This is a genomic window from Paenarthrobacter sp. TYUT067 (assembly GCF_023656375.1).
Lineage (GTDB): Bacteria > Actinomycetota > Actinomycetes > Actinomycetales > Micrococcaceae > Arthrobacter.
The window spans coordinates 1-22,246 of the sequence record NZ_JAMOIT010000028.1 but is presented as its reverse complement, the minus strand read 5'-3'; the positions used below and the strand labels follow the sequence as shown (position 1 = coordinate 22,246).

Below are 22,246 nucleotides of genomic sequence, written 5' to 3'. Positions count from 1 at the left end.
ATGTCGAATAGTTCGGACGTTGGCCCCTGCGGGTTGAATCCCACCGGCGGGTTCGCACTACCTGACGTTGACGCCCTGGACGCTGCGGCAAAGTCGCTGAGGCAGCACGCCGATGATTTCCTCTCCGGGGTAGCGACCTCGACGGCGGTATGGCGTGGTTTGTCGTCCTCGTACTCCTCGGACGAGTCCCACACCGTGCTCGCCGCGTTCGGGACCATCATGCCCTCAGCCCAGCGCGTGCAGGGCACGGCTGTGTCGACCTCTGCCGCCTTGACGGCTTTTTCCTCCACGTGCCGGGACTTGAAGCTACGCCTCGAGGCTTACGCCCGGAAGGTTCATGCACTAAACGCTGACATCGGCGCCTTTCCGACGTCGGTGGAGAAAGTCAGCGTCGTCAAAGACGAAGTGATCACGACCCGCGTGAGTCAGCATTGGTCCGGCGAAGCCGACCTCACCGCCCGCCACGACACGCTCGCCGCCGAGGTCAAAGCCATTCATGACGACTATCTCGCAGCGCAGAACGCCTGCGCAGGGGCACTGTCGTCGGTCTCCGGCGGGGAAACATACTCCGCCTCACGGCCTACCGGTCCTGACCTCAAATCCGGGAACCCGGTGGATGAGGCCCTCTGGAACGCCGGGACCTTCCTGGGAATAGAACACCCTCAGGAAGAACAACCCTGGGGCAAAGCAACAGTCCCCTACCGCCCGAACGGGACCCTGGGACTGCTGCAGGGGTTCGGTGCCGGAGCCATCGAACTCATCGACGGCGTCCTGACAATCTCCGGCTTGAGCGGCAATGACCTCAAGGAACAACAGGCATGGGCCGGTATGGGCGCCACCGTGGGAGCGCTCGGCACACTGGCCATGACGCCCTTGTCCCTCTGGGACGAAGAACGAAAGCAACGCGAAGCCCCAGACGTCCAAAAAGCTTTGGACCTGTTCGGATCCATGGGGCCTGCGTTCATCCACGCCGATGAGGCCGACACCAACGCCAACTGGGCCGCCGGTGCCACAGTCTTCAACATCGCCAGCATCGCCGCTTCCTACGGTGCCGGTGCGGCCGTGAAATCCGGGGCGTTGGCCAGCAAAGCCGGGTCCCTGGCCGAACGTCTCAGCGTTGCCACCGTGCAGAGAACAGGCCTCGGGAATCTCTCGGCCATGCTCGGCACCACCGCGAATGGCCTCAACACGACCGCAGTGTTCCTGGCCAAACCCGGCTCCCTCACCCTGAAGATCTCTGACATCCTCATGCCAAACACCACGGCCAAAGTCATCAACACCACAGCCCAGGCCCGCCACGCGGCCTGGACCGCGATCACAGTTGCAACAACCACCACCGTGGAGGCAGCCGGCGGCGTCAAACGGGTTGTGGCCGGTGGGCTCGAACGCCTTGCCGACGGAGTCCGGTCGGTCGAATCCGGCATCCCCGCAGTTCTCACGCCAGATCCCAGCGGCGTCATGACCCGCACCACCATCGACACCGGTTTTCCCGACCGGCTCGACAACACCGCCGCCGGTATCCGCCAAAACAATCCACCGGCCGTCACGCCGCCCAAGGCCCCCGCCGCTGACACATCAGTACCCACAGCTGCCACGACCATGGCCGAACGCTTTCCGAAACCGGACAACGTTACCAACACTGTCGTCTATCGGCACGGCGACAGCGCCTTCCCGATCCACCGCAAAGAGAACTTCGCCGCACGCACCACACTCAAACCAAACACCGAATACATCATCGAACACCGCGGTGTTATGAGGGACAGCACCGGTGCGCTCAAGGAAAACACCATAGAGAAGTACTACACCGATGACACCGGCACAGTCACCCGGGTAGACACATACGCAGGGGTCAAGGGCGCGTGGTCCCCCGAACTGAACAAACCCATGCCCAACATCACCTACAACGTCGTCGCCCAGGTCGACGGCGGACTGCAGAACACGTTCACGCTCAAGATGGACAGCAACGGGCACCTCGAATCAGCCAAAGGCCACATCGTCTCCACCCTCGTCGGGGACGCGAACCGCAACGGATGGCAACAACGCAAAGCCGGCTGGCTCGGAGGTCCCGGCTACGACGGCGGCCACGCAGGCCCCTCCTTCTTAGGATTTATCGGCGAACGCGGAGGCCTATTTCCCCAGCACGAATGGCAGAACCGCAAGGCGGGGACACCCAACGACCTTAGGAAGAATAATTTCCATGACACCGAGATGGAAGTGATCAACAAGGTCAAGAAAGCCCTTGGAGCTGGCTCACCTGTTGATCTGACATGGGAGATGCGTATGCTCCCGGGGATCAAAGCCGGCCTACCTAGTAAACTGGAGCTTGAATATCGCTTTGGCCAAGGTCGTGCCACGTTCAGAACTTTCAACAACTAGACAGATGTGGAGAGTGTAGGCAGTTGACCTCTTACGACATGTCCGACGCACCATTGATCATTCAGGGATTGGCGAGACTTCAGCAGGAGGCGTTCGGGCCATCAGGGTTTGCCGTCGGAATGGCTTCGGCCTCGGCCACATTTGTTCATCACGTCTCGGGTACGTCGTGGCACGGATCAATGCAGGCAGAATCAGGCATGTGCTTCATGGCCGGCGAACGTCGCTTCTCCCGAGAGGCCTGGAACGATTGGTTGGAAGAGTGCCGCTTACTGGCCTATCGCCGTGGTGCTGGAACCTGGACAACAGCTGAAGTAGCAATCTTTCCTGACCGCCCTGGCCAACTGCAACTATTCGACGAGGAGCGTCTCGAACGCGACCCCGACGGGGATTGGTACCCCGGCGAACACCCATCGGATGCCAATGTGTGGGCAGAAGAACTCCTCCACTTTCCTCGGACGGCTGACAACATCCCGGAGTGGATGTGGGCAGCCTTCAGGGCTGAAGACATTGCACCACCGTTATACAATCCGGAACTGCGGACGGTGGACTGGGACAACCGGCGGCGGCCGGTCACTGACAGGGGAACCGATTTCACAGTCGAGCCAACTGTGATTGATCCTTCGCTGGAGCCAGGTGTTTTCGCCAAGATCAGCAAGAAGCTCTTCGGAGCGTAAGACCAACGAGACCACTCAACGGTGTTCGCCTAACTGAAGGTAGTCAGAACTCTCGTCCGGCCCAAGACCCTAGCCAGCCGTCGTCGACCCATAAGTCCTCTAGACGGCCAGCCGCGGTGCGCGCGTCCCCTATTGCGCGAGATGAAGGACGCGGACGGGGGCCACAACGCCAATACCCTGGAGAAGTTCTACACCGACGAGAACGGCACGGTGACCATCGTCAACACCTACGCCGGAGTCAGAGGCGCTTGGTCCGTGGAGCTGAACAAGCACATGCCCAACGTCACCTACAACGTATGGCCCAAGTCGACGGTGGACTGCAAAACACCTTCACAATCAAGATGGACAGCAACGGGCACCTCGAATCAGCCAAGGGCCGCATCGTATCCACCCTGACCAGCGACATAAACCGAAACGGCTACCAGCAGCGCAAAGCAGGCTGGCTCGGCGGCCCCGGCTACGACGGCGGCCACGCAGCCCCATCCTTCTTCGGATTCATAGGTGAACGCGGCGGTGGCATCCCCCAGCACGAATGGCAGAACCGCAAAGCAGGGACACCCAACGAAATCGACGAGACGAACAATTTTCACGACACCGAAATGGAAGTCATCAACAAGGTCAAACGTGACCTGACTGAGGGGAAACCGATAGATCTTACTTGGGAGATGACTCTTACGAGAAACAACCTCTCAGCCGTTCCTTCGACCGTTAAATTGGAATATTCTTTCGGGTCAATGGACCCAGTCATTGCAAGATTCAATAATCTGAAAATAAGCGAGTAGCTTTGGAAAGCGTGACCACCTTTGATCTGACCCAGGACCCTTGGGTAGAAAGCGGACTGAACCGACTCCACGACGAGGCTTTCGGAGATTCGGGCTTCGCTCACGGTGCCAGTGAACTGGTCGATGTCCTCGTGCACAGAACCAGCGGCACATTCTGGCGCGGGCAGATGTACCACGACGGTGTGCGCGTCCCACGTGGAAGCGATTCACACTTCTCGGACGAGTCCTTGGCAACGTGGCTAGATGAGTGCCATGTCCGAGCCTATAAGCGAGGCATGGGCACATGGACGACGGCCGAGGTTCACGTTTACCCGGACAGGCCAGGAAGGCTTGATCTTTTTGAAGAGGAGCTTCTGGAGAGAATGCCAGACGGGCATTGGTACCCTGGAGCACGACCGTCCGGGGCAGGAGCCTGGGCGCAACAGCTTCTCGCGTTTCCTCGGTCGAGAGACAATATTCCCGCGTGGATGTGGGACATTTTTCGAGCCGAACAGATGACTCCTCCCCTTTACAACCCGGAGTTCCAGTCCGTGGATTGGAAGAACCGCCGTCGGCCCGTCACTGACAAAGGAACCGACTTTTCGGTTGAACCAACGGTCATCGACCCCTCGCTGGAGCCGGGCATTTTCGCCAAAATCAGCAAGAAGCTGTTCGGAGCATAGACGACCGAGACCGGTCAGCGGTGTTAGGCCACTGCAGCCAGTCGAAAGTCCTGCCACCTCCAAACCCTGCCCGCCGCCGTCGAACCTTAGATCCTGATGAAGATGAAGGTCATCGCCGAGGCTAGGCAAACGCCTAGCGGCAGGGAAAGGTATCGATCTGGACCGGAAGATTACGTTGATGCCTGGAAGCATGCAGACACTCACAGTGGACGTAAATGTCGCTCCGATGAAGGGCTAGTTTTGATTCACAATGAGGAGTCCAACGTGGCAGAAATCTATTCGGCGGCTCTCTTCGACTCCGCTCTGGACGATATAGACCTCGACCTACAGTTGGGCGGTCGGGAGGCGGGACCACCAGATATCGCAGCTAGGATTTTGGCAACCTTAGAGATTCTTGAGCGACTGGATCCTCGCCCGATGGAGTGGGTCGGGATTCCGCGAAGTGGTGGGGAAACCCTCGAACATGAAAAAGTAGGACGCACCATTGAGGAACTGGGCACTCTTGTTATGGCTGGCGCCCGAAAGGATGATGCGGAACGCTTTCACCCAAGTTGGGGTTACTTCGTACAACTAATTTCCTTTCTCAAGGGGTCGGATCGAGCTGCGAGCCCCTTCCACGCTGCAGTCAGCGACGGAGCCCACGGCGGATTTTCAAGCGATTCGTTTTCCTTAACTTTTGCAAACGCGCTCGTATCCGGCCGCGAAGCTGTCGTTAGCAGCTTCAGTGCGCTGATAGAAGTGTGGCAGCCCACGCGAGGCGGAGTCTTCGGCTACGAAGTTAGCCGATTACACCGAGGGGAACCCGCATGGTATCCACCCGTTGGAGTTCTGACGTACTTTGCAGAAGACAGCGGATACGTCTTACCCGATAACCCCCTGGTTGAACTGCGACGGTTACGAAGTGGCGTGATGGCAATACTGAACGACTGGACCTTGGATGCCATCCTCGCGTACGGCGAGGCTTTCAGGGCTGTCAACGATGGCATCCCCCGCAGAGCTGCCGGGACCGGATAGAACTATGTTTCCGGCGGGGAGACTGATCAGAGAAGAGCGACACTGTGAAAGAAGACGGCCCCACAATCGTTGATCCAGCTTTGGATACGCTGAATCTCAGGCTCCAATTGGGTGTAAGGGCCGACTCGGCACATGAGATTGCTGCGACAATCCTTGCCAGCGTTTCGGTACTGGAGCGGCTCGATCCAAGGCCTATGGAATGGATCACGGTCACCAGAGCCGCTCCGGCCACCGCGGGAGGCGACTTCCTACCCCGAAACATTGATGAAGCAACGTCACTAGTGGAATCCGGGGCCCGCAAGGATGATGCGGGCAAGTTCTATGAAGGCTCTGGTTACTTCGTTCAGTTAGTCTCTTTTCTAAACGGGACCGACCGCAGTGTGAGCCCCTTTCGTGCATCGATTGCTGACGGAGCGAGTGACGCCCCTTCCCACAACTCCCTCAAGCTCACCTTCAAGCAGGCGATGATTCCGAGTCGGGAAACCTTCGTAGCCCGCTTGGTTGAACTCTTCGATCTACCCACCAGTTGGCGTTGTCACCTATTTCGCTAACGACAGCGGCTACGTCCTCCCAGAAGACCCACTAGTCGAACTGCGCCAGCTACAGAACGGCACCCTGGCGGTCCTCAAGGACTGGACCTTTGAGGCTGTACGGAGATACGAAGCCGCATTCAGAGCCGACAATAAGGGCATCCCGAATGACCGTTCTGCGAGCTAAGTTCCCAGTTCAAGCTGTGACTGGAAGAACCGGCGCCGTTCTGTCACTGACCGAGGACCCGACTTTACGATCGAGCTCCACCGTGATCGACCCTTCGCGAGATGAGCACAAGCAGCCGGAGTGGCTTAAGCGGAAACTCCACGAGGGCAACTCGAACTGAGCCGGCACCAAAGGACCTAGCCTCCCGCGATCTCCCGCAACGTCTGCAAGTGCGCCGCCCACACGTTCCGTCCGGTACCCGTCAGGCTCGCGGAAGTCCTCGGAAACTTCCCGGCGAAGCTCTTCTTGACTTTCACAAACTCGGCCTTCTCCAGGATGGACAGCTGCTTGCTCAACACCGAATCGCTGACCTGAATGGCGTCCCTCAGGTCCTTGAAGTCCAACGACTCAGCCTTCGCGAGCGCAGCCATGATGGAGAACCGGACCGGTGAGTGGACGAGCTCGTTGAGCCTGTGACGCGGGTGTTCCGCCGGGGCGCTCATGCGCGCAGCTCACGGAAGGCAGCAGCAAGGCCAATGGCTGCCAGGGCAATGGCCGCGGGGATGTAGAACCAGAGGTTGCCGTCCCGGAAGAAGTAGGCGCCAACCACGAGCGCCACGACGTACAGCGCGAAGTACCCCAGAAGAGACGTCAGGAACCGTTTGGTGAAGCCGACCTTGGTGGACCGTTGGAACATTGGCCAGATGCTCGCGGTAATTGCGCCCCAGGCTCCCACAGAACAGGCCAACAATGCCGCGCCGTAGCCGCCGACCAGAACGATGTGCATCCCGATCATCAGCAGCGAACCCATAATCGCGAGGCTGGTGAACATTACAGCCACCGGCCAAGCTGCCGCGTTGATGGAGGAGGCGCCCAGTGAATCGGCCCGTGCAAGGAGTTCCCGTGCTTCGGCTGCTGACATATTGCCGGTGGTCTCGTTCATGGTGTCCCCCAAGTTTGTGCGGATCGATACCCCCACCCTAAGAAAGTACTTTCCAAGTTGTCAAGTACTTTCCCATGGCAGTCGAGTTACCAACAACCCCGCCAGTCCCGGTAAATTTGATTCCAAGAGTTTGACCCTCGGTGAGCAACACCACTCGCGCGCCTCACGAAAGCAGGATCATATGACCGTCTCTCCCCTCATCTGGGGTATCACCATCGTCGTCATTTTGGCGCTCTTGGCCTTTGACTACTTCTTCCACATCCGCAAGGCCCACGTCCCATCGCTCAAGGAAGCGGCCGTCTGGTCCTCCATTTACGTTGGACTCGCAATAGTTTTCGGCGTCCTGGTCCTGATTTTCGGCGGCGCCCAAATGGGGTCCGAGTACTTCGCCGGCTACATCACGGAGAAGGCCCTCTCGGTAGATAACCTGTTCGTGTTCCTCATCATCATGGCGAGCTTCAGGGTGCCACGTGAGGATCAGCAGAAGGTCCTCCTGTTCGGCATCGTGTTCTCCTTGATCGCCCGTACAGGTTTTATCTTCCTTGGCGCAGCACTCATCAACTCGTTCGCGTGGGTGTTCTACATCTTCGGACTGATCCTGCTCCTCACGGCTGGCAACCTGCTCAAGCCCGGCGACCACGGTGACGGTCAGGCCAACAACTTCATCATCCGGCTCGCCAAAAAGCTCTTCCACACCACGGACAAGTACGACGGCGACAAGCTCTTCACTGTGGTGAACGGCAAGCGCGCCCTGACTCCCATGCTCCTCGTAATGGTGGCCATTGGCGGCACGGACATCCTCTTTGCGCTGGACTCCATCCCGGCAATCTTCGGCCTGACGCAGAACGTGTTCATCGTCTTCACCGCCACCGCGTTCTCACTAATGGGCTTGCGCCAGCTGTACTTCCTGATCGACGGACTGCTGGACCGCCTCATTTACCTCTCCTACGGTTTGGCGGCCATTCTCGCTTTCATCGGCGTCAAGCTGATCCTGCACGCCCTGCATGAGAACAACCTTCCATTCATCAACGACGGCGAGCACGTCAACGTCATTGAAATCACCACGGGCCTCTCGCTCAGCGTCATCATCGGCGTCCTGATCATCACCGTGGTGCTCTCCCTGATCAGCCCTGCGGGCAAGGCCCAGACGGCCATCAACAACGCCCGCCGTCACGCCGTCGATTATCTGGACCTCGACTACACCGCCGACGCCAACGAGCGCGAGCGCATCTACCGCGCGTTGACCGCCGAGGAAGCGCAGATTGTGCAGATGCCGCTGAAGTACCGGAACAAGGCCAAGGACGTGGAGACCATCCGCGAGCAAGTGGCCGAGGCACACCGTCAGCACGAGGAATTCCTCAAACGGTAAGTCTCACCAAAACGCTAAGGCTCACTGCCAAGTCAGGCGCCCAGGAGCACGCTGATCTGATCCCGGATCTCGTCGCCAACCTGGGCGTCTGTCATGTCAATAGTCGCTGAGGATGCCATGCTGACGAACATGATGGCGGAGACGATCCGAGCCAGTTTCGCCGGGTCGCGGGCCAACAACTGACCGTCGCGGCCCAGCACTCCGGCAATGGCCTCTTCCGTACGCATCGTGAGGGACAACGCCTCTGCATGGTGAGGTTCGGCAGGGTCACCGAAGACGATCTCCCGCAGGTAGGTTCGGCCGTTTTCGATCTGAACACGGTTGCACTCAATGATGGGCCGGATGATGGCCATCACCGCGTCCAGCACCGTGATTTCAGCGGCGGCCGCTTCGACTCCCGCGTCGAGCGCTTGGGCGTACTTGGCGTTGTGCACCAACAAAAGCAGCTCCGCCTTCGTCTTGGCATACAGGAACAAGGTTCCCGATCCGACGTCGGCCTTTTCCGCCACCTGCTGGGTGGTGACCTCGTCCACTCCGTACTGGGTGAAAAGTTCGCGTGCGGCCGCGGTGATGCGGTCAAGCTTTTCCTGCTTATTCCGCTCACGTCGGCCAAGTGTCTGGGGCGCAGGCTGCATTTAGCTACCGTATCAGCGGGCCGATGCATCAGCGGGCCGTCCGTATCAGCGGCCCAGGAACTCGAGCGCTACCGGGACGAACCTGTCATGGAACTGGAAGATGCCACCGTGACCGGAGTCCGGGTAGATGACCAGCTCGCTGCCCGGAATCCGGCGGTGCATGTCGCTGGAAAGCACCGAGGGCACCATGCGGTCGTTGTCGCCGTTGGCGATGAGCGTCGGTTGGTTGATAACACCCAGATCGGCCGACGGCGACAGTCCCCACCGCCTGATGGCCTTCAGTTGCGTCTGGAACGCTTTGAGCGAGATGGGTGCCTCGCGGTTGGTGGTCCGTCGGTTGAGCCGATTCATGAATGCCCTCGCAGCGGGTTTTCCGGCGGCATTCCGGTTGAAGAACAGGAACTCCTTGGGGTCCTGCCGGGTGAGGGCGCCCCGAACTACGTCAAAGTACGTGGTTCCCATGATCTTCTGGATGCCCTCACCACCGGCAGGTCCCGTGCCAGCCAGGACGAGCTTGCGGACAAGGCCGGGGTGTTTGACCACCAGCGACTGGGCGATCATGCCGCCGAGTGAGAATCCAAAGAGATCCACTGCCGGATAGCCGAGGGCCTGGATAAAGGCGGCAGCATCATCCGCCATGGCTTCGATGCTGTCCGGAACCGACCCCGTGGTTGCACCGACTCCGCGGTTGCTGAAGGTGATCACGTGGTGTTTCTCAGCAATGGGGTCGATGATGCTCGGATCCCAGTTGTCCATGGTCCCGGCGAGGTGAATCAGGAAAACTACCGGAACCCCACCTTTAGGCCCCATTTCGCGGTATGCGTAGCTGACGCCGTTGGCTGTCAGCGTCTTCGCGGGCACCTGTAAATACGACTGCTGTTCACTGCTCATGATGTTCGTCCTGTCGGTAGGGGTGGTTAGAGATGGCTGACAACGGTCTTACCGCGGACGCCGCCGTTGTCGAGGGCCGCAAGTACATCGGCCGTCTGGTCGAAAGGCACCACACGTCCCACCACTGGCTTGATGTCTCCGGCGTCGATGAGTGCTGCGATTTCCCTCAACTGGCCACCATTAGCGCGCATGAAGAGGAACTCGTACGTGACTCCCAGGCGGCGGGCTTTGCGCCGGATCCCCGAGCTGAGCAGGGTCATCAACCCCAGCAGAACCGGGTTTCCGCCCAGCTGTCGGGCGAAACCGGCATCCGGCGGTCCGGCGATACCAATGGCCTTGCCGCCCTTCTTCAGGACTTTCAGGGACCGCTCCAGGTTTTCGCCGCCGAGGCTATCCAGAACGAAGTCATAGTCATTGAGAATTTCCGTGAAATCCTCAGTCCGGTAGTCGATCACCACGTCCGCGCCAAGGTCCCGGACAAAGTCCTTGTTTCCGGCGCTGACCGTAGTTGCCACCGTCGCCCCGAGATACTTGGCCAGTTGGATGGCAATAGATCCCACTCCCCCGGCTCCAGCATGGATGAGTACCTTCTGCCCGGGGCCAACATTGCCCCGCTGCACCAGCGCTTGCCAGGCAGTCAATGCCACCAATGGAAGCGAGCCGGCCTCTTCCATGCTGATGGTGGCCGGTTTGATGGCAAGGTCTTCCTCGGCAACGGCGACCCGTTCCGCAAACGTGCCAATGCTGTCATTTCCGGGGCGCGCAAACACCTCGTCGCCGGGCTTGAAGGACCGCACCTTCGATCCGATCTTCAGGACCACACCGGCAACGTCGTGGCCCAGTATCTGCGGCAGTTTGTACGGGAGGATCTGCTTGAACTCCCCCTGCCTGATCTCCTCGTCCAGTTGGTTCAGGCCTGCCGCGTGAACCTCCACCAGAACATCGTGGTCTCCGAGCACGGGTTCGGGGACGTCCTGCTGCTGAAGGGGTTCCTTGTACTGGCTGAGGACGAAGGCTTTCATGGGGGTTCTCCTGGACTCCAATACTGACTTAACTCAATTATGAGTGCACTCAGTAAATTTAGCAAGAGTTCTCCGCTGGATAATGGTCGGATGGGACAGCGGAGCGATGACGGCGTGAACGAACCATGGCGGACCAGCACACGGCTGCCACTCATCCTGGACGCCCTCCTGGGATCCGAAGAAGAGCCAGCCGTGCGCCAGTTGATCGATGCCTTCGGCGGGCCCGCGGCAAGGGCCAAGGATCAACTGGTGGGCGAACCCGCGTACCGATCGCGACGGCTGCAGTTCGCCTCGGGCGGCCAAATGATCATGCACGACGGCGTCACGGTGGCGGTCGTGCTGCACGCAGCACCTACTGGTTTTGCACCTGGCGGGTTTCACCTGCCCTCATGGATCCCCGGCCTGGATAAGGACGCTACCCTCAGCGACCTCAAGGGAGCCCTCGATGCTCCCCGCGCTCCCGGAGGTATGGGCTTCGTACTGGACGGTGCCTACGTGGAACCCCGCTTCAAGAACAACCGCGGCTGGAACGAGCCCGGCAATCTTCTCAGCCTTAGTTTCAGGGCGGAGGCTCCGCAGCATGCCTGCCGCCCCGAAGATGACGATTGTCCAACATGCAGCGATCTCTTGGTTCGCGGAGCCCACACCGGCGGGATGGACGTGGAACAAACCATCGCTGCACTCTCCTCAGCCGCAGCGGCGGGCCTGATCACTGAAAGCCCCAGCTGGGTCCCGCTCGCAGACCTCCAACAACTCCATGCGTCACAACTGATGGAACGGGTGGAGAGCCAGCTTAGCTGTTCGGCGTGCCTGCGAATCATCTGCCTGACGCTCTACCGCGAATCATCCCCGACGTTTGAATACGCGGTGCTCAACGAAGCCCGGCAACGGCCACTCGAAGCGATTCCGCCGGTTGAGCAGTGGGGAGACCACCTGAGGATAGCCAAGGATCGCGATGCCATGCATTACGTGGACCACCAGCCGGGCTCATGGTTCCTGGTTGAACAGCAAGGATCTCTTTTTCTCGAAGCGAGGTACTGCATCAATACGATGGTGGACTCAACGGCCCTGCTTCGCCTGGACCAGGCCGAAACCGATGCCTATAGGACCGGTGGCCACAACTACGTCTCCGACCTCGCCAAGCGAATCGATAAGAGCGGCCCCCACACTGAGGAATCTCCCTATTTTCGGAGAGACCTCTACCGGGGGCCTGACCGCGCCATGTTGTCCAGTAGCTTCGCGGCTGCCATTGTGAACCACACCTGGGCTGCGGAGCAGCGGCGCCGGAGCTGACGATACCGGGCCTTGTGGCGACCGGGGCCGCGCCTCCCCTAAACCGCGGGCTTCCGCCACATGACAGCCAGCCCCAGCACCACAGCACTGAGCCCCAGCATCACCATGACCATGATCCCCCAGTTGGCCTGGTTCACGCCCGGGCCGTAGAGGACGCCGATCAGTACAGTGGCGGTGATGGCCCCGAGGTAGCGGCATGTCTGGAAAATACCGGCAGCCACTCCCCTCTCTTCGGGCCGGGCCGAAACGTAGAGGCCTTGATTTGAGGCCGTACTCACCACGCCGTACGGAACACCCATCAAAGCGGTGAGCACGAACACCAGTGGCGCCCACAAGCTCAGGGTCAGGAACCCGAGCGTGCCTGCCGCAATTGTCAGGATCAGCACCCCGGTGATCAGAACGGGTCGCACGCCGAACCGCTCAATGAACCGCACGGTCAGTGGCGTCACCACAACCGACAACGCCGCAAGGGGCAGCATCAGCAGGCCCACCACACCGGCGTCGTAATTCCCTGCCTCCTGCAGCAACTGCGGAAGGCCGAAGAACGCAAAGTAGTAGACGCCGCTGAACACCACAAACAGCAAGTACACCAACAGCAGCGGCCGGTTCCGGCCCAGCAGGCGGAGGTCCAGGAACGGAGGCTGGAATCGCAGCTCACGCCAGGCGAACAGCGCTCCGATCACCGTGGCCGCACCCAGCAGATACCAGCGGTAGCCGGGCAGCACGTTGAGCAGCGCCATCATGGCGAGCATGAGGGATACCACGAAGGCGAGGATGCCGGGGATGTCGGAATCGCGGATCAGCTGGCCGAGTTTGCCGGTCTCGCGCCCGGCATCTGCGGGCGCGGTCTGGCGGACAACAATCAACGCCAACAAAGCAATGGGAACGTTGATCGCGAACAGCGCCTGCCACCCGACTAGACTCACCAGCAACCCGCCCACGACGGGTCCGACGGCAGCTGCCGAGGTGTTGGCCATCTGGATCCGGCCCAACGGCCGTGTTGAGGGCAAGTTAGCCAGCCGGCTCAGCTCGGTGACCATCACGACGGCGGACGGGTACGCCGTCGCGGTCCCTACAGCCATGAGCGCGCGGGCCACGCATACCAGCGCGAAGTTGGGCAGGAACGGCGCGATCGCACACGTCACCGCCACCAACGCCATACCGAACATAAACAGGCGCCGCGGGCCGAAGCGGTCAGCGAGTCGACCCATCAGCGGTTGACCGGCCGCGGACGCGAGATAGAACGAGGTGATCACCCAGGTGACGGTGGCGACGTCGAGCTCGAAATGCTCCCGCAAGACCACCAACGCTACGGCGATCATGGACGAGTTCAACGGGTTCAGCGCCGTCCCGAGGCTCAGCGCAGCAATCGCAAGGCCGGGGCGTGGTTTGTTGGCGGTCACCCGTCCAAGTCTGCTCCATGGTTGCCTCGGGTCACGAACCCGGGTGACCACACCGGGTCACAGAGCGGACGCCTCCGCCCAAACTCTGGCCAACCATCCATGCCGGGTAGGGGCCAGGGGCTTAACCGAAGTTGCTCCGCCGCAGGGCATTCAGGCGGGCGTTGTACTCAGTATCGTCGATCTCACCGCGGGCAAACCTTTCCGCGAGAAGCTCCTCCGCTCCGCCCGTACGGTGCGGCCCGCCAGCGTACCTCCGGCTGCCGGCACTCATGGACCGGGCAAGAAAGACGATCGCTGTGATGATCGCTCCCCAAAACAGTATGAAACTCACAGCCATGAGTGCGTATCCCCAGACGCCCATGTTTCCGTCCCAATACATCATGGCTACTCCTTCAGACCAGCGGGCACGTCCGTGCTCCCGGCCTCCACTATCCCCCCGCAAGGAGCGGCGCGTCAGAGTCTTAAGTCCCCCGACGGCGGCAAACGTCGGAGGCGGCTACTCCTCGAAGTGCGTGGTGATCTTCCCGGAGGAGACGGCAGAAATGATGGACTTGGCCAGGTGGCGCAGCTTGATGTTGCGGTTGCTGGACGCCGTGCGGAGGATGGTGAAGGCCTCCTCCTGGCTGCAGTGGTTCTGCGCCATGATGGCCCCCACAGCAAGGTCGATCACAGTGCGGGTCTGCATTGCTGCGGCAAGATCATTCCGGGCGTCGCTGAGCTGCGCGATCTTCAGGGCCAGGCGCAACGACTTGGAGGCGTGGGAGGCGAACTCCTCGGCACTCTCTACGTCGTCATCGCTGAACGCGTCCGGCTGCTCGGAGTAGAGGTTCAACGCTGCACGTGTATCGCCTTCAACCAGAAGGGGGACACTCAGGACGGATCGCAGGCCTTGGTGCGAAGCAGCCTGCACGTACTCGGGCCAACGATGTTCCTGGAGAAGATCCGGCACCATCACGGGGGTGAGCTTATCCATGGCAGTGAGGCAGGGACCATCAAAATCGTTTTGAAGTTCGTCCATTGCTCTGGCGCGATCATCACTGCTGGCAGTGGTGGCCGACTTCTTACGACGCAATACGGTGATGCCACAGAAGACGGGTTCCGGGCGCGAGAGGCTTTCGGCGGAGAAAGCCGCGAGCTCGCCGAGAAAAGCCTCGACGTCTTCGCTGCCAAGGACGAGATCCAAGAAAAAACCGTTCTTGAGAGCTTCCTGCTCGGGGCGGGGGTTGACCATGCACGTTCCTACTGACTGAAATGCGTCCCCAGCAGACAGCAAAGGAGCGAAAATTGCCGCCCTCTGCAAAACGGTCTGGCAATACCTTATCGCCCAACGATCACCGGTACAAAGTGCTGCACGGAACGGCTTGACCTGCGGATACGCGACTCCGGATATGGCATTTTGTCAACTAAGGCAAGGGTTTCACGCGTCCCCAAAAGTAAGTAGGCTTACTAAAAGGATCTGAGATCCGTCATAAGGACTATTCGTACAAAGGAGTCATCAGATGGGCGTTGAAGACAGCATCCGTAAGGCCACCGAAAACGCTATGGAAGACCTGGCCGGGACCTCCAAGCCGGTGAATGATCAGCAGGTTCCAGCGCCCGGCGAGAAGGACGACGATATCCAGGTCCACTCCTCCATAAGCGAAGGCTCAAACGCCATCGACGAAGATCACTCCCCCAACACCAGGGCAAAGGGCCGCCACCGTGCGGATGGAGAACCCGACGGCGGAACCACCTCACCGAGGCCGGGAACCGACGGCGACACTCAGGGCCGCAAACCGCACGATGGCACTGCTGTCGGCTCAAGTGACGCAGCGGGACCGGCCGGCCTGCCCAGTGGAGACCCCGATGACCTGCGCGCAGATCCCTCGGAAAGCGGGGGCGACCCCTCAACGAGCATGGGCCGTGGCTAGGAAGACTCACCAGCTTGTACCGTCACGACCCACTTTGATTCTTGAAGGGCCAAAATTCAGCCGAAAATGGTTGTTTTTGGGACTTCTTGGGCCGAAAGTAGGTGAGGACGGTACATCTCAAGGGCAGATAGGCTTCGGGAATGCTCCCCAACTCGACCGCCCGGCTGCGCTTCCGGGAGATGACTCTCGCCGATCTCGATCTGATGAGCTCCTTGCTGGGTGATCCCGACGTCATGACGTACTACCCGGCGCCTAAGTCGCAGGATGAATCAGCAGCCTGGATCAAGTGGAACCAGAACAACTACGCTCGCCACGGATACGGGTTGTGGATCGTAGAAACGCGCGACGGCGAGTTCGTCGGCGACTGCGGGCTGACGTGGCAACACGTCAACGGGCGGGCTGAACTTGAGGTGGGCTACCACGTTCGTCGGGACGTGCAGGGGCGCGGATATGCTTCGGAGGCAGCATTGGCGTCCCGGGACTTCGCACGCGATGTCCTGGGGGTCCCCCTCCTTGTTGCGATCATTCACCCGGGCAACGTGGCTTCACGGAGGGTTGCTGAGCGGATGGGAATGCAGCAGCTCGAGGACGACATGGGCGGATCCATGGTGCGGACCGTGATGGGCATCGAACTGAGGTAGCCGGGGGCTAGTCAGGTGTGCCGCTACCACCGACTTTGGCTGCTGGGAGGTCCAAGATCAGCAAAAACTGGTTGTTTTGCGGGCTTTCCTGGTTCAAAGAAGGTGGTGAAGCGCCAGCCACGGGCTGTGAAGCGCACTGGAGTGCTACCAGCTGAGGTCGGCGGCTCCGAGCGAGACGAAGCGTGGCGAGGTACGGTCCGGCGAATCAACCAGTTCCCTTAGTTCGCGAGCCGCCTGCCGTGGATCCTTCGAAACTACCGCCCAACCGGCCTCGGAAAATTCGTCTACTAACGACCTTCCGAGTCCACGGCCGGCACCCGTAATGACTGCCAGCCTTCCGTTGGGCATCATGCGAATCGGACGTCCGTGTCCGGGTCCTTGCGGCTGTCCAGCATGCTGATGATCTTGCTCTCGAGTGCGGCAACGGTTGCTTCCGGCAGGACGATCAAGCCATCAAGTTCCTTCCGGGCCCGCTTATAGGCCGTTTGACGTTCGGCGGGAGTGGCGGCTGTGTCCTCTGCGATGCGCAAGAGCTTCCTCGCAGTCGCCAGTCGTTGGCGCTCCGGGCCGGTGAAGTTGCCGTCCTTGATGCGTCTGGCTTCCCGTTCGGCAACATCAAAAGCGAGTTCGTAGCTGTGGACAGCCGCCCGATACTCAGCCAGCCTGGCCGGCGTCGAAATTTCTTCAGGTGTGGCGGGACGTAAGCTGTCGGCCTCTTTCTTGGCCCGCAGGAACGCGACCGTGAGCGGTTCGCGGACGTCCGTCATGAGCGGGAAATCGATGAGGTTACCTACGTCCAGCTCGTACTCGAGCCACCTGTGGTTCACGGAATCGTGCGCAGCAATGAGCGAGACTACCTCTGCTTGGTTGGCTTCCTCGTGCACCGCCAGCTGGTTCTGCAGCTTCAACAACTCCACCTTGCGCCGGTGCCGCTCTTCGCTGGCTTTGGACCACGACCTCGCCCAGCCACCAGCCATCCCGCCGATAGGGAAAATGAGCCACCAGTAACTGCCAAGGAAGTCGAAGAGGGGTTCCACTGCTCCATCCTCCCACCGGCGCGGACCGGGTCTCAACAAGACTGGCCAAGTCGGGCAACCATATCCCGCTAGGCTTCCCTCATGGACCAGCGACTGCATTTCCTCACGTTCGCCACCAAGGATCTGGACGCCGCGCGCGCCTTCTATAAGGAAGGGCTTGGCTGGGATCCGGCCATGGACGTTCCCGGCGAGATCTTGTTCTTCCAGATTGCGCCGGGGCTGATGCTCGGCCTGTTCGACGCCGAAAAGTTCGATCAGGACCTCGGTGCCACTGCTCCTACACAGGGAGTCAGCGGTGTGACGCTCTCACACAACGTAGGCAGCCCGGCGGAGGTCGCCAGTACCATCGACGCATTGGTCGCGGCCGGGGCCACTGTGCTGAAACCCGCCCAGGCCGGCGCGTTTGGCGGAATTTTCCACGGACACGTCAAGGACCCCAACGGCATCGTCTGGGAGATCGCGCACAATCCCGGCTGGCGCATTAACGACGACGGCACGGTGGTTTTCGGATGAGCGCACTCCCGCCGACGGTCGCCGACGACGTCATCAACCACAGCGGCCGGGTACAGTTCGACACGTTTTTGGACGAGCACCGCAGAGCTCTGAGCGCCAGTTTGGATGGACTCACGGAAGAACAAGCACGACGCCGGCTGGTTCCGTCGCGGACCACGCTGCTGGGCTTGGTGAAGCACGCTACTTTCGTGGAGAAGGTGTGGTTCGACGAAGCCGTCACGCGAAGGTCCCGCGCAGAGATTGGTATCCCGGCGTCACCAGACGAATCGTTCATCCTGGACAGCAACGACACCATCGCCAGCATTCAGACGGCTTATCTGGAAGCTTGCGCGGCCTCCCGGCGCGCGGTTGCGAAGCTGAGCCTTGATGATTTCCTGCTGGGAAACCGCCGTGGCCCTCTGCCCCTCCGTTGGGTGTACCTCCACATGCTGCGGGAACTGGCGCAGCACTGCGGGCACGCGGAGATCCTGCGTGAACAAATCCTTGATGCAGACCGGCCCTTGGAAAAGGTGAGCACCGTGATCGCCCAGGGCGCGGTTGTGCGCTCCAACCTGTAGCCCCGGGCAGCCCGCCCAGGTCGCGGGAAGGGTGCGTGATCGCCGGAGAGGGACGGCGAACTCGCAGCATTCCCGCGATTTCGCTGCGTGCGCGGCAGCACTTCCGGGACAGCTGAAAAGTGCGGATGCTATTCACCTAGCAACAGCCATTCGACTGCAAACCGACAGCTTGGTCGCCTACGATCACGAATTACTTCTGGCCGCCACCGAATCAGGGATAACCACCGCATCGCCCGGGGCTTAGCAGCGGCTCAAGCGCTAATCGATAATCCGGAAGTCGTCGAAAGCCCCGGTGGCCTCGGAAACCTGGAACTCAACGTCCGCCACCTGGCCCGGGACGCGCGACGAGTGAAGCCAGTCCGTGAAGTCGCTGACGTTCCCGACTTCCCCTTCGGCCACAAGCTCCACGGAACCGTCCGTGCTGTTGCGCACCGTCCCCTTCAAATCCAGCTCATCAGCTTTCCGGGCTGTCCAGTAGCGGAATCCCACCCCTTGGACCACGCCGGTGATACGGGCTGTCAGGCGAACGGTTTCGTCAGTCATGGAACCACCTTAAGCAGACCCGCCCTCGTCCGTCCCACTCCCCGTCGAACGGAGAGGAGAGCGAACAAGGGCGGGTTTCGTGCCTTGAACGAACTAGCCGATCACGATGTCCCGCGTGGCGTGGCTGTACGTGATGGTGACGGGTCCGCCGTGGTGGTTCAACTCGTGGTTCGCGCCGTCCCGGGCACCGAACGCACCATAATTCTCGTCCCAAGAACGGTTCAGCGCGATCTTGTAGGTGTAGAAACCGGCAGGCAGTTCAGCCGTGAGCGTCCACAGCTGGACGATGGGGTTGAACTCCATCTGGGCTTCGTCGTACTGCGGTGCCCAATCCTCGGGTGCTCCAAGGATCTTGTTGAAGTCGCCCGCGATCGCCACGGCGTCCGGCTGCGGCAGGGTCTCGACGGCGGAGGCCGCCTTCGTCTTGGCCGTCACCTTACGGGGGGACTTCTTAGCGGCGGGTTCAGCCGCCGCGGAGGAAGCCTTGGCTGTTGCAGCTTTGGCCCTCGGCGCGGAGACCTTGGCCGCAGCGACCTTCGGCTCAGCTACATCGGCCGCTGCCACTTTGGGCGCAGTGAGCTTCTTCGCAGCGGCCCGCTTGGTCGCCGCCGCCTTCTTGGCCTGTGGCTTCACGGGCGGGGCCGTCGGTACGGCGACGTCGGCAGGAACCGGAGTTCCGGCGTCGAGCGCTGCACCAAATGCCTCGGCATCCGCGAAGGCGACCGTGGCACGCAGACCATCTTCCGGAATGGTCCAGCCGGAACGGCCCTTGACCAACCAACCGGCCTTCACCAGTTTGGCCGAAGCCGACGTCAAGGTCTTGTGTCCGCGGGGGATGCCGCCACTGAGAAGCTCAGCCTCGTGGTCATTGAAAGGTACCCGGACGATCGCCTCGGCCAGCACCTCGCCGGCGTTCAGCGTTGCACCGGACCATACGCTTTCAGCGAGGATGTCCAGTACGGCCTTCAGACGAAGGTTGGTGTTTTCGGCGGTATTCGCGCCCATGCTTCTCCTTCAACGGTGGATACTCCATAGAAGTTTGCCAATGAATTGTTAATTCCCGCGACTGCGGAAGGTAAACACCGTGTGTCGTGACTGAGTGTGACATGCCGGACGCCGCAAGTGATGTGCGGGTCTCGGCTGCTGTGCTTTAGGCCGCCGAGACGGACGCCTTGACCCACTCCGTGACCTCGTCCAGCAGCACCGCTTTCCGGGCGTCGCTGGCGAAGGAGGAGCGGATGGAGTTCGCTGCCAAGGTGGCTTGCTCAGGAACCGAGAACTCCAGTACCTTCACCAGCTGCTCGAAGTTCTCGTCCACGTAACCACCAAAGTAGGCGGGGTCGTCAGAATTCACGCAAACGTTCAGGCCGATCGCCAGCATCTCCGGCAACGGGTGGTCCTCCAACTTATCCACCGCACGGAGACGCACGTTGGAGAGGGGACAAACCGTCAGGGGAACCTGCTCAGCAACGAGCCGCTGCACCACGTCTGTGTCTTCCATGCAGCGGATGCCGTGATCGATCCGTTCCACATGGAGGAGATCCAGCGCTTCGGTGATGTAGGAGGACGGTCCTTCCTCGCCCGCGTGCGCGATCCGTCGCAAGCCCGCCTCGCCGGCGCGCTGGTACAGTCGCTCAAATTTCGACGGCGGATTGCCCACCTCTGCGGAGTCCAGGCCGATGCCTGCGATCGGTGCGTGCATCGCCTGGAGCTGGTCCAGAACTTCGAGCGCCGAATCCTCGGACATGTCGCGCAGGAATGCCGCGATGAGGAGGGTGGAGATGCCGAAGTCTTCCTCGGAGGTAGCCAGGGCGTTGGCTACGCCGTTGACACAGGTTTCAAGCGCCACACCCCGGGAAGTGTGTGCCTGGGGATCCATCATGATTTCCGCGTGACGCACGCCCCCGGCGGCGGCCCGCTTCAGATAAGCACGAGTCATGTCGGTGAAATCCTGCTCGGTCTGAAGGACGGCCATATTGGCGTAGTAGAGGTCCAGGAAAGATTGCAGGTCAGTGAACTGGTACTTTTCCCGGAGTTCCTCAATGTCTTGGTACGGCAGGTCAATGCCGTTTCGTTCGGCTAGGGCAAAGATCAGCTCTGGCTGGAGAGTCCCTTCAATGTGCAGGTGCAGTTCGGCAACCGGGGGCGCCGTGGGTGTAGTTTTCTCGCCAAAAGTTTCCACCTGACAACTCTAGGCCCCAACACCTGCACGTGTCCCGGAGCACTCAACTTGGTTCTCAAGCCCGGCACCCTCAAACTGAAAGGATGCAGACTTTCCTCCCTTTCGCCGATTTCCGTGAGAGTGCCGCGGCGCTCGACACTTCAAGGCTCGGCAAACAGCGCGTCGAAGCCCTCCAGGTTCTCCGCGCGTTGGTGATCCCGGAGTACGGTTGGCAGTCCCACCCCGCCGTGCGCATGTGGATGGGCCACGTCCCGGCGCTCACCATGTACGGCCTGGCCATGGCTGATGAGTGGATTGCGCGTGGGCACCCGGATAACACCCGCACCAACATCACGGAGTTCGCGCCTCAGGCTGCCCACCCGGATTACGCTTCCAGGATCATCATGCCGCCGTGGCTTGGACACGAGGACCTGCACCTCAGCCACCGTTCCAAGCTGATCACCAAGGATCCAAAGCACTACTCCCAGCTCTTTCCCGGCACTGAGGAAAAGCTTGAGTATGTGTGGCCGGAACCCAAGCATGAGTTCCACCCGGAAGACCCGGAAGAGGATCGCCTGTTGATTCTGCGCGCCAACGTTGATGACCTCCGCCCGGAGCAGCTCACCACCGTCGCCATGCCGCCGCATGGCAAAGCACGTGCCGCGGCCCCGGCAGACCCCGACGAGTACCAGTTTGTGTACGCCGAGGAGAAGTCCCGCCGACAAGTGGGTGGACCCAAGAAGCGCCCGGTGGTGCAGAAGGAAAAGAAGCCCACGCGCAAGCGCCAGGCACAGGAGCAGGCCTTCAACACCCTGCCTGGCAAGACCGAACTCGCTGTGCCTTTTGACGATGGCCAAATCTTCGCTGTTGGTCTGATTCAGGGCCGCCCCATCACTGTTGATGGCCGCTTCGCACGCAACTTCGAGGTCACCAACGTGATCAAGCGCACCGACTTCGACTACCCCGCACTGCTTCAGGATCCCCGGGTCTTCTTCCCGGTCCCGGCGCCTGCGCCTGCGCAGTAGCGGTACTTTTCACCAGCATACGACGGCGGCAGCCGGGTTCTAGCCCGCTTTGATGGGCAGGCCAACATCTCCCCGGCCCGAAAGCTCGAGCAAGCGGGC

General features: G+C 60.8%; 25 protein-coding genes. 13 read left to right on the top strand and 12 right to left on the bottom strand.

Annotated features, from left to right (window positions below; all coding sequences use genetic code 11):
• From MOD31_RS20145 to MOD31_RS20120, 6 genes are all read left to right on the top strand, one after another.
• Window positions 1-2,376: a DNA/RNA non-specific endonuclease gene (locus MOD31_RS20145; RefSeq protein ID WP_250821512.1), complete on the top strand. Its 2,376-nt coding sequence runs from the start codon at window positions 1-3 to the stop codon at window positions 2,374-2,376.
• Between the two features lie 38 nt (window positions 2,377-2,414).
• Window positions 2,415-3,050 (top strand): hypothetical protein, encoded by a 636-nt coding sequence (locus tag MOD31_RS20140; RefSeq protein WP_250821511.1) that lies wholly within the window; start codon window positions 2,415-2,417, stop codon window positions 3,048-3,050.
• Window positions 3,051-3,346: 296 nt separating this feature from the next.
• Window positions 3,347-3,832, top strand: a complete 486-nt coding sequence (locus MOD31_RS20135; RefSeq protein WP_250821510.1) for a DNA/RNA non-specific endonuclease — start codon at window positions 3,347-3,349, stop codon at window positions 3,830-3,832.
• A 494-nt stretch (window positions 3,833-4,326) separates the two neighbouring features.
• Window positions 4,327-4,494 (top strand): hypothetical protein, encoded by a 168-nt coding sequence (locus MOD31_RS20130; protein ID WP_243753201.1) that lies wholly within the window; start codon window positions 4,327-4,329, stop codon window positions 4,492-4,494.
• 264 nt (window positions 4,495-4,758) lie between these two features.
• Window positions 4,759-5,508, top strand: coding sequence for a hypothetical protein (locus tag MOD31_RS20125; protein WP_250821509.1), 750 nt, complete (start codon window positions 4,759-4,761; stop codon window positions 5,506-5,508).
• Window positions 5,509-5,552: 44 nt separating this feature from the next.
• On the top strand, window positions 5,553-6,059 hold the full coding sequence (locus MOD31_RS20120; protein WP_250821508.1) for a hypothetical protein: 507 nt from the start codon (window positions 5,553-5,555) through the stop codon (window positions 6,057-6,059).
• A gap of 342 nt (window positions 6,060-6,401) precedes the next feature.
• Here the strand turns inward: MOD31_RS20120 and MOD31_RS20115 are convergent, their stop codons facing one another.
• Window positions 6,402-6,707, bottom strand: a complete 306-nt coding sequence (locus MOD31_RS20115; protein ID WP_250821507.1) for a transcriptional regulator — start codon at window positions 6,705-6,707, stop codon at window positions 6,402-6,404.
• Window positions 6,704-7,147 carry a hypothetical protein gene (locus MOD31_RS20110; protein ID WP_142939998.1) on the bottom strand — a complete coding sequence of 148 codons (444 nt, stop codon included), beginning with the start codon at window positions 7,145-7,147 and terminating at the stop codon, window positions 6,704-6,706. The genes MOD31_RS20115 and MOD31_RS20110 overlap by 4 nt, the downstream gene beginning before the upstream one ends.
• A gap of 181 nt (window positions 7,148-7,328) precedes the next feature.
• On the opposite strand from MOD31_RS20110, the gene MOD31_RS20105 reads away from it, so the two are divergent.
• On the top strand, window positions 7,329-8,516 hold the full coding sequence (locus MOD31_RS20105; protein WP_142939999.1) for a TerC/Alx family metal homeostasis membrane protein: 1,188 nt from the start codon (window positions 7,329-7,331) through the stop codon (window positions 8,514-8,516).
• Window positions 8,517-8,548: 32 nt separating this feature from the next.
• On the opposite strand, the gene MOD31_RS20100 is transcribed toward MOD31_RS20105, so the two are convergent.
• The 3 genes from MOD31_RS20100 to MOD31_RS20090 are packed head-to-tail and all read right to left on the bottom strand — an operon-like array spanning window position 8,549 to window position 11,064.
• Window positions 8,549-9,151, bottom strand: a complete 603-nt coding sequence (locus MOD31_RS20100; protein WP_142940000.1) for a TetR/AcrR family transcriptional regulator — start codon at window positions 9,149-9,151, stop codon at window positions 8,549-8,551.
• Window positions 9,152-9,196: 45 nt separating this feature from the next.
• Window positions 9,197-10,042, bottom strand: a complete 846-nt coding sequence (locus MOD31_RS20095) for an alpha/beta fold hydrolase (RefSeq protein WP_250821506.1) — start codon at window positions 10,040-10,042, stop codon at window positions 9,197-9,199.
• 26 nt (window positions 10,043-10,068) lie between these two features.
• The gene (locus tag MOD31_RS20090; RefSeq protein WP_250821505.1) at window positions 10,069-11,064 is read right to left on the bottom strand and encodes an NADP-dependent oxidoreductase; all 996 of its coding nucleotides are present in this window, start codon (window positions 11,062-11,064) and stop codon (window positions 10,069-10,071) included.
• 90 nt (window positions 11,065-11,154) lie between these two features.
• On the opposite strand from MOD31_RS20090, the gene MOD31_RS20085 reads away from it, so the two are divergent.
• Entirely contained in the window at window positions 11,155-12,357 is a 1,203-nt protein-coding gene (locus MOD31_RS20085) for a hypothetical protein (RefSeq protein WP_250821504.1), read from the top strand.
• A gap of 38 nt (window positions 12,358-12,395) precedes the next feature.
• On the opposite strand, the gene MOD31_RS20080 is transcribed toward MOD31_RS20085, so the two are convergent.
• From MOD31_RS20080 to MOD31_RS20070, 3 genes are all read right to left on the bottom strand, one after another.
• Window positions 12,396-13,760, bottom strand: coding sequence for an MFS transporter (locus MOD31_RS20080; RefSeq protein ID WP_250821503.1), 1,365 nt, complete (start codon window positions 13,758-13,760; stop codon window positions 12,396-12,398).
• Window positions 13,761-13,881: 121 nt separating this feature from the next.
• The gene (locus MOD31_RS20075) at window positions 13,882-14,142 is read right to left on the bottom strand and encodes an SHOCT domain-containing protein (protein ID WP_250821502.1); all 261 of its coding nucleotides are present in this window, start codon (window positions 14,140-14,142) and stop codon (window positions 13,882-13,884) included.
• 114 nt (window positions 14,143-14,256) lie between these two features.
• A complete protein-coding gene (locus tag MOD31_RS20070) occupies window positions 14,257-14,991 on the bottom strand; it encodes an ANTAR domain-containing response regulator (protein ID WP_166841538.1) in 735 nt (244 codons plus the stop codon).
• A gap of 268 nt (window positions 14,992-15,259) precedes the next feature.
• Here MOD31_RS20070 and MOD31_RS20065 point away from each other — a divergent pair, with 268 nt between their 5' ends.
• Window positions 15,260-15,670, top strand: coding sequence for a hypothetical protein (locus tag MOD31_RS20065; protein WP_223942011.1), 411 nt, complete (start codon window positions 15,260-15,262; stop codon window positions 15,668-15,670).
• Between the two features lie 140 nt (window positions 15,671-15,810).
• The gene (locus tag MOD31_RS20060; RefSeq protein ID WP_250821501.1) at window positions 15,811-16,311 is read left to right on the top strand and encodes a GNAT family N-acetyltransferase; all 501 of its coding nucleotides are present in this window, start codon (window positions 15,811-15,813) and stop codon (window positions 16,309-16,311) included.
• 347 nt (window positions 16,312-16,658) lie between these two features.
• Here MOD31_RS20060 and MOD31_RS20055 read toward each other — a convergent pair whose 3' ends face one another.
• The gene (locus MOD31_RS20055) at window positions 16,659-17,348 is read right to left on the bottom strand and encodes a hypothetical protein (protein ID WP_223942008.1); all 690 of its coding nucleotides are present in this window, start codon (window positions 17,346-17,348) and stop codon (window positions 16,659-16,661) included.
• 81 nt (window positions 17,349-17,429) lie between these two features.
• Between MOD31_RS20055 and MOD31_RS20050 the strand changes: the two genes are divergently transcribed.
• A complete protein-coding gene (locus tag MOD31_RS20050) occupies window positions 17,430-17,861 on the top strand; it encodes a VOC family protein (RefSeq protein ID WP_250821500.1) in 432 nt (143 codons plus the stop codon).
• A complete protein-coding gene (locus MOD31_RS20045; RefSeq protein WP_250821499.1) occupies window positions 17,858-18,418 on the top strand; it encodes a DinB family protein in 561 nt (186 codons plus the stop codon). The genes MOD31_RS20050 and MOD31_RS20045 overlap by 4 nt, the downstream gene beginning before the upstream one ends.
• A 258-nt stretch (window positions 18,419-18,676) precedes the next feature.
• On the opposite strand, the gene MOD31_RS20040 is transcribed toward MOD31_RS20045, so the two are convergent.
• From MOD31_RS20040 to MOD31_RS20030, 3 genes are all read right to left on the bottom strand, one after another.
• Window positions 18,677-18,961, bottom strand: a complete 285-nt coding sequence (locus tag MOD31_RS20040; RefSeq protein ID WP_250821498.1) for an acylphosphatase — start codon at window positions 18,959-18,961, stop codon at window positions 18,677-18,679.
• Between the two features lie 93 nt (window positions 18,962-19,054).
• Entirely contained in the window at window positions 19,055-19,966 is a 912-nt protein-coding gene (locus MOD31_RS20035) for a glycosidase (protein ID WP_166841544.1), read from the bottom strand.
• 145 nt (window positions 19,967-20,111) lie between these two features.
• Complete coding sequence (locus MOD31_RS20030) at window positions 20,112-21,143, bottom strand: adenosine deaminase (protein ID WP_250821497.1); 1,032 nt, start codon at window positions 21,141-21,143, stop codon at window positions 20,112-20,114.
• Window positions 21,144-21,226: 83 nt separating this feature from the next.
• Here MOD31_RS20030 and MOD31_RS20025 point away from each other — a divergent pair, with 83 nt between their 5' ends.
• Window positions 21,227-22,147: an MSMEG_6728 family protein gene (locus MOD31_RS20025; protein WP_142940014.1), complete on the top strand. Its 921-nt coding sequence runs from the start codon at window positions 21,227-21,229 to the stop codon at window positions 22,145-22,147.
• The last annotated feature ends 99 nt before the right edge of the window (window positions 22,148-22,246 follow it).

Bases quoted from the DNA above. Each gene is read 5' to 3' on its own strand.
- MOD31_RS20145 (WP_250821512.1), top strand. From the start codon at position 1: ATGTCGAATAGTTCGGACGTTGGCCCCTGCGGGTTGAATCCCACCGGC.
- MOD31_RS20090 (WP_250821505.1), bottom strand. From the start codon at position 11,064: ATGAAAGCCTTCGTCCTCAGCCAGTACAAGGAACCCCTTCAGCAGCAG.
- MOD31_RS20040 (WP_250821498.1), bottom strand. From the start codon at position 18,961: ATGACTGACGAAACCGTTCGCCTGACAGCCCGTATCACCGGCGTGGTC.
- MOD31_RS20065 (WP_223942011.1), top strand. From the start codon at position 15,260: ATGGGCGTTGAAGACAGCATCCGTAAGGCCACCGAAAACGCTATGGAA.
- MOD31_RS20115 (WP_250821507.1), bottom strand. From the start codon at position 6,707: ATGAGCGCCCCGGCGGAACACCCGCGTCACAGGCTCAACGAGCTCGTC.
- MOD31_RS20075 (WP_250821502.1), bottom strand. From the start codon at position 14,142: ATGATGTATTGGGACGGAAACATGGGCGTCTGGGGATACGCACTCATG.
- MOD31_RS20070 (WP_166841538.1), bottom strand. From the start codon at position 14,991: ATGGTCAACCCCCGCCCCGAGCAGGAAGCTCTCAAGAACGGTTTTTTC.
- MOD31_RS20105 (WP_142939999.1), top strand. From the start codon at position 7,329: ATGACCGTCTCTCCCCTCATCTGGGGTATCACCATCGTCGTCATTTTG.
- MOD31_RS20035 (WP_166841544.1), bottom strand. From the start codon at position 19,966: ATGGGCGCGAATACCGCCGAAAACACCAACCTTCGTCTGAAGGCCGTA.
- MOD31_RS20085 (WP_250821504.1), top strand. From the start codon at position 11,155: ATGGGACAGCGGAGCGATGACGGCGTGAACGAACCATGGCGGACCAGC.
- MOD31_RS20135 (WP_250821510.1), top strand. From the start codon at position 3,347: ATGGCCCAAGTCGACGGTGGACTGCAAAACACCTTCACAATCAAGATG.
- MOD31_RS20060 (WP_250821501.1), top strand. From the start codon at position 15,811: ATGCTCCCCAACTCGACCGCCCGGCTGCGCTTCCGGGAGATGACTCTC.
- MOD31_RS20100 (WP_142940000.1), bottom strand. From the start codon at position 9,151: ATGCAGCCTGCGCCCCAGACACTTGGCCGACGTGAGCGGAATAAGCAG.
- MOD31_RS20045 (WP_250821499.1), top strand. From the start codon at position 17,858: ATGAGCGCACTCCCGCCGACGGTCGCCGACGACGTCATCAACCACAGC.
- MOD31_RS20025 (WP_142940014.1), top strand. From the start codon at position 21,227: ATGCAGACTTTCCTCCCTTTCGCCGATTTCCGTGAGAGTGCCGCGGCG.
- MOD31_RS20110 (WP_142939998.1), bottom strand. From the start codon at position 7,147: ATGAACGAGACCACCGGCAATATGTCAGCAGCCGAAGCACGGGAACTC.
- MOD31_RS20140 (WP_250821511.1), top strand. From the start codon at position 2,415: ATGTCCGACGCACCATTGATCATTCAGGGATTGGCGAGACTTCAGCAG.
- MOD31_RS20050 (WP_250821500.1), top strand. From the start codon at position 17,430: ATGGACCAGCGACTGCATTTCCTCACGTTCGCCACCAAGGATCTGGAC.
- MOD31_RS20130 (WP_243753201.1), top strand. From the start codon at position 4,327: ATGACTCCTCCCCTTTACAACCCGGAGTTCCAGTCCGTGGATTGGAAG.
- MOD31_RS20095 (WP_250821506.1), bottom strand. From the start codon at position 10,042: ATGAGCAGTGAACAGCAGTCGTATTTACAGGTGCCCGCGAAGACGCTG.